Raw genomic sequence first — 6,000 nt, 5'->3', positions numbered from 1 at the left:
CGTTAAGACTTATATATAAAAATAAATTTATATTTAAAATAATATTGTATTTAGATAAACTAATTTAATTTACTTCTCTTTATATCATCATTATTAATACATAATAAAATTATCTACTAATGAAAATATTAAATAATTAAAAACATCTTTTTTTTTAATTAATACTATACATCTCCTTTTATCTTAAAATAAATACATAATATAAAAAGGGGGGTGTCTCAAAATGAACTTTTTAGTTCATGAGGCACTCTTTTTGTATGAAATCAGATATATTTTCATCATTTCAACAATGAAAAAGAGGCTTATCTCTATTTTGAGACAGCCCCTTTTGCTTTTAATTTATACCTATGTAGTTGTTGTTAATTCCCTTAATTTTTTTGAAACAAACTTATTTTTTTCAAACTCATTATTGGCTTTTCTAAAACTATATAACTTAATTCAAGTCCTATATACTTATAGTTAATCCTACTCCAACTTCATTTACATTTAACATTTCATTCATCTTAGCCTTTACCTTAAAAGAAACACAGTGACAAGGATACAACATGTTTATTTCTTCTTTTTTCAAATATTGAATAGTACTACTTAGTCTATCATCTAATTCAAAAATATGAAAACCACCCAAGATTCCAACAATTCTATTATCACCACATACTTTTTTGGCATATTCCACTATATTACAAATTCCACTATGAGAACATCCTGTAACAATAAAAATACCTTTATCAGTCTTACATGCTATAGCCGAATCATCTAAAACATAATCATCATCCCATAAATTTTCTGATTTATATTTTCCTATTTTTGCTCTTTTTTCAAAGTTATTTATAGAGGGAATCTCTCCTAAGAATATACAATTTTCACTTATCTTAAAAGGTTTACTCTTTGGTTCATACATAAAAGTATTTCTAGCTTTCTCAATAGAAAATGGTGCTCCTATATTATCACCTCCACATTTTTTAGGTTTAAGACAATTAGGGTGTGCTATAAGCTTAACTTTAGATAAATCATATTTATTTGCTAAAAATTGAATACCCCTTGTATGGTCATTATGTCCATGAGAAAAAATAACATGAGTCAAGTCTCCTAAATCTATATCCATTTTTTCAGCATTTGATATAAATACCTCTGAATAGCCTGCATCAAATAAAATTCTATTTCCATCAATCTCAATATAATAACTAACTGCTGGTTCTCCAACAAAGTACCTATCAATATATGTATTATTATCAACGAGAACTTGTATCTGCATCTTTTCCATAATAATCACTCCTTAAATTGTTGTTTAGTTTAATAGTACGATATTACAATGTATTTTACAATTTAATCTCTTCAATTTCATATTAAAAAAGAGAATTCTATAATATAAAATTCTCTTTTTATTAAATTTATTTTCTTTTATAAACTCGTATTATTAGATAGTTTTAAATTAAAAATTTATACATGTTGTATATTCGTATAATTTGATATCTCAGAGTTAACTGTATATAAATCATCAACGCTCAAATCATGTATATCTTTATGACCAGAAATTCTAGCAAAAGTCTTAAGCTCTTCTAAACTAACATTTAAGAAATTTGCCACTCTATTTGCACTATTTTCCATATGTAATCTTTTTCTTAATTCCTCATCTTGAGTAGCTACTCCTACAGGACACTTACCAGAACCACATATACGATATTGTTGACATGCTGCTGCCATAAGAGCAGAACTAGCAATTGCAATTGCATCAGCTCCCATAGCTATGGCCTTAGCAAAGTCAGTAGATATACGAAGACCACCTGTTATAACTAAGTCTATATCTAATCCATGTGTATCTATGTATTTTCTAGCACGATAAAGAGCAAATATTGTTGGAACTGAAGTTGCATCCTTAAGTAACTTTGGACTTGCTCCAGTAGCTCCACCACGTCCATCAATAGTCATAAAGTCAGGTTTAGCATAAGCTATAAATTCCATATCTCTCTCAATGTGCCCAGCTGAAATTTTAATACCAATTGGACGTCCTTCTGAGACCTCTCTAAGCTCATCTACAAGTTTCTTTAAGTCTTCTTTTGATTGTATTTCTTCAAAACAAGATGGACTTATAACATCTTGTCCTACAGGCTTATTTCTAACTTTGGCAATTTCTTCAGTTACTTTTTCACCTGGAAGATGACCTCCCATACCAGGTTTTGTTCCCTGACCAATTTTTATCTCTATAGCATCAGAATTTTTAAGATTTTCTTCAGTTACACTATACTTATTTGGGACATATTCAAAAATATACTTATATGAAGCTTCCATTTCTTCTGGTAATATACCACCCTCACCACTACACATAGCTGTTTTATTTTTAGCTGCACCTTTTGCTAAAGCTATTTTTAATTCTTTAGACAAAGCGCCAAATGACATATGAGAAATATAAACTGGATTTTCTATTACCATAGGCTTTTTTGCTTTTTTTCCTATTATTGTTGTTGTATTTACTTCATCATGTTCATTTAGAGGTAATGGATTTAATTGAGCTCCCATAATTAAAATATCATCCCAAGAAATTACTGGTAGTTTAGTTTTCATAGGCTCTATTATAGACTTTCCTGTAACAGCCATTTCATGAATTATATCCATATGTTGCTCAACTTCATCATCTCTTCTTAAATATGTATTTAAATAATTTAAATCACCTGTTTTTTCACTATTTACATCAGATTTTTCTTGAACAGATGCTTCTATTTTATTTTCTTTATTTTCTTCACCTTCAAAATACACAGTACTTATTTTTCCAAAATAACTACGACCTTTTGTACATACAGGACATGTCCAGTCTTCACTTAACTCATCCCATGTTTTATCATTTTTAGATTCATCATAAATATATCCACAAACACTACATTTATAAATTGACATATTATTTTCTCCTTATACTCTATTAATCTCAAAACAAATAAAAAAAACAAATTAAGATTTGAAATTATATAAATTTATAGGAGGCTATTTTTATAGAAATAAATTTCTATTTTTTAGCCTCCTTTTTAATTCAGTTTATTTAAATATTACAATTCAGCTTTCCATAATCCATGTAAATTACAATAAGCATATGCAGATACTACTTTATCATCATCATTCAAAGCAAATTTAACTACAGGCTCTCCATCTACTGCTAGACATTTACGTTGACCACCTTGTTCAGTCATAAGATACACCCATGCTATATGATGTTCTTTAGTCATTGGATGAGCAACACTACTTACTTTAACAGTAACATTATTTCCGTCTACTTCAATCACAGGCACATGTTTTTCAACTGCTGCATCTATTGTATTAGGAACAAGCTCTTTCATAGGCTTTCCACAACATAAAACAGGAACACCTGCACTGTGTATCATCCCTATAAGATTACCACAAGTCTCACATATAAAAAATCTTTTTTCACTACACATAAACTCACCTCATTAATTATTTTTAGAATTTGAAAAGTTAACCTACTTGGCTACACTTTCTACAATTATTACAAATCCCTTTAAAACTTATGTTATAAGATGTTATTTTTATGTCTGTTTCTTCTGATATTGATTCTTTTAAATTGCTAAGAATTTCAGATTCTAAATCGTACACCTCTCCACATACTTCACATATAATATGATAGTGATTTTCTGTTCTACCATCAAATCTATCTGGATTTCCTGGAATACTAACTTTTTTTATAAAACCATGTTCTGTTAGCTGAGCTAAATTTCTATACACAGTCCCTAAGCTTAAACTCGGATTATCTTTTTTTAGATTTTCATACAAACAATCAGCAGTAGGATGAACTGGATTATTTAATATTTCATTTAAAATCAGTTCTCTTTGTTTAGAAAATTTCATAGTTAACATTCCTTTTTAATTATAATAATTTTTAATAGTTTTCAGCTTTTATATTGAAATAAGCCTTTGGATGGTCACATACAGGGCATTTTTCTGGTGCTTCAGTACCTACATACACATGACCACAGTTTTGACATTGCCAAACAACTTCTTCTTCTCTTTTAAAGATTTTTCCTTCATTTAGGTTTTCTAAAAGTTTTAAGTATCTTTCTTCATGTTCTTTTTCTATTCTTCCAACAGCTTCAAATAAATAAGCTATTTTGTCAAATCCTTCTTCTCTAGCTTCTTTAGCAAATGTTGCATACATGTCAGTCCACTCATAATTTTCACCTGCTGCTGCATCTTTTAAATTTTCTTCTGTTGAAGGCATTCCATCATGTAAAAGTTTAAACCATAGTTTAGCATGTTCCTTTTCGTTGTTAGCAGTTTCTTCAAATATAGCAGCTATTTGATTGTACCCTTCTTTTTTAGCTTTTGATGCATAGTATGTATATTTATTTCTTGCTTCTGATTCCCCTGCAAATCCTGCCATTAGATTCTTCTCTGTTTTAGTTCCTTTTAAGTTCATAATTAATTCCTCCCTTTTTAATAATAGTAATGATTACTATTTCTATATTTATATAATATATTAATTTCCACTTTTTGTCAACTATATATAATATTATTTTTTTTATTTAAATATTCTCATTTTCTAATATATTATTTAGCATATAATTTTTAGAATTATATGCTGTATGTAACATACTTTCTGCTAAATCAGAAAGTGGACTTCCATAAAATTCTTTATAAACTTGTTTTATATCTAGATTTTCATAGCTAGATTTTATTTTTATAGTATTATCCTTATTATACAGACCAGCTATACGCTTAAACCTAATCATATCTGTGACTTCAAAAGATGTTTTTGGCTGACCTGCCCCACTTATACATCCACCTCTACATGTCATGACCTCTATAAAATCATATTTATGTTTATTATCATTCATACTCTCTATTAGACTTTTAGCATTAGCAGTACCATGTATTACTGCTACATTTATGACTTTATCAGCTACTTTAACTTCTGCCTCCTTTATTCCATCAATTCCTCTAATAGGAGTGAAATTTAGTATATTTTGAGGAGGTTGCTCTCCTGTAATTAGATAATAGGCAGTTCTTATAGCTGCTTCCATAACTCCACCAGTATTGCCAAATATAATTCCTGCTCCACTTCCTCTACCTAGTAAATCATCATATGATGAATGCTCTAGATTTTCAAATGAAATTTCTTCTTCTTTTAACCACTTTGCTAATTCTTTAGTTGTAATCACATAGTCCATATCACGTATGGATTCATCTTTATAGTATTTTCCTGAATCATTCATTTCTGGTCTTAATATTTCATATTTTTTAGCTGTACATGGAGTTACAGCTACATTTACAATTTGTTTTGGATTAAGACCTTTCTTTTTAGCAAAATACGTTTTTATCGTTGGACCTTGCATACCTATTGGACTTTTAGCAGTAGATAAATTTGGTATCAGTTCTGGATAAAATGTTTCTACAAACTTAACCCAAGCTGGACAGCAACTTGTAAATTGAGGTAGTGATTTATCATTCTTTGTTATACGCTCTATTAATTCAGATGCTTCTTCCATAATGGTTAAATCAGCTGAAAATGTAGTATCAAATACATAATCTGCCCCTAATTTTCTTAAAGCAGAAACCATCTTTTCCTCAACATATGTACCAGGTTCCATACCAAATTCTTCACCAAGTGCAACTCTTACAGATGGGGATGTACTGAATATAACTATTTTTTCTGAATCATTAATAGAACTTTTCACTTTTTCATAATCATACACTTGTGTAATTGATTCAACTGGACATACAACTGCACATTGCCCACAATGGATACAGATGGCATTATCTCCTGTCTTATCTAAGTCATACATTTTCCCTACAGCGATTTCTTTCTCACAAACAGTTCTACACTGACCACATTTTACACATTTTGATTCATCCCTAAATATTGCAGGGTTATCCTTTTCAATAGGAATTCTAATTTCAGTAAATGAGTGTTTCATCTAATCTTTCTCCTTATAATTTTGACTTTCTCGTAATTACGCTTTAATTTTCAATATTAATAACGATTACTGTTATTATTTTAGA

General features: G+C 29.2%; 6 protein-coding genes. All 6 read right to left on the bottom strand.

What is annotated here, in order from left to right:
- Window positions 1–445: 445 nt before the first annotated feature.
- On the bottom strand, window positions 446–1,261 hold the full coding sequence (locus KGF45_RS14715) for an MBL fold metallo-hydrolase (protein WP_227842806.1): 816 nt from the start codon (window positions 1,259–1,261) through the stop codon (window positions 446–448).
- A gap of 176 nt (window positions 1,262–1,437) precedes the next feature.
- Complete coding sequence (locus tag KGF45_RS14710) at window positions 1,438–2,889, bottom strand: glutamate synthase-related protein (RefSeq protein WP_227842805.1); 1,452 nt, start codon at window positions 2,887–2,889, stop codon at window positions 1,438–1,440.
- A gap of 146 nt (window positions 2,890–3,035) precedes the next feature.
- A complete protein-coding gene (locus KGF45_RS14705) occupies window positions 3,036–3,422 on the bottom strand; it encodes a desulfoferrodoxin family protein (protein WP_227842804.1) in 387 nt (128 codons plus the stop codon).
- A 37-nt stretch (window positions 3,423–3,459) separates the two neighbouring features.
- The gene (locus tag KGF45_RS14700) at window positions 3,460–3,849 is read right to left on the bottom strand and encodes a Fur family transcriptional regulator (RefSeq protein WP_227829639.1); all 390 of its coding nucleotides are present in this window, start codon (window positions 3,847–3,849) and stop codon (window positions 3,460–3,462) included.
- 31 nt (window positions 3,850–3,880) lie between these two features.
- Window positions 3,881–4,417 (bottom strand): rubrerythrin, encoded by a 537-nt coding sequence (gene rbr / locus KGF45_RS14695; RefSeq protein ID WP_227433364.1) that lies wholly within the window; start codon window positions 4,415–4,417, stop codon window positions 3,881–3,883.
- Window positions 4,418–4,523: 106 nt separating this feature from the next.
- Entirely contained in the window at window positions 4,524–5,915 is a 1,392-nt protein-coding gene (locus KGF45_RS14690) for a [FeFe] hydrogenase, group A (RefSeq protein ID WP_227842803.1), read from the bottom strand.
- Between the last annotated feature and the right edge of the window lie 85 nt (window positions 5,916–6,000).

It is taken from the genome of Clostridioides sp. ZZV14-6154 (genome assembly GCF_020657785.1).
In the GTDB taxonomy this organism is placed as follows: domain Bacteria; phylum Bacillota; class Clostridia; order Peptostreptococcales; family Peptostreptococcaceae; genus Clostridioides.
Note: the sequence above shows the minus strand (reverse complement) of the source record. Positions and strands in the feature narration are given on the sequence as shown.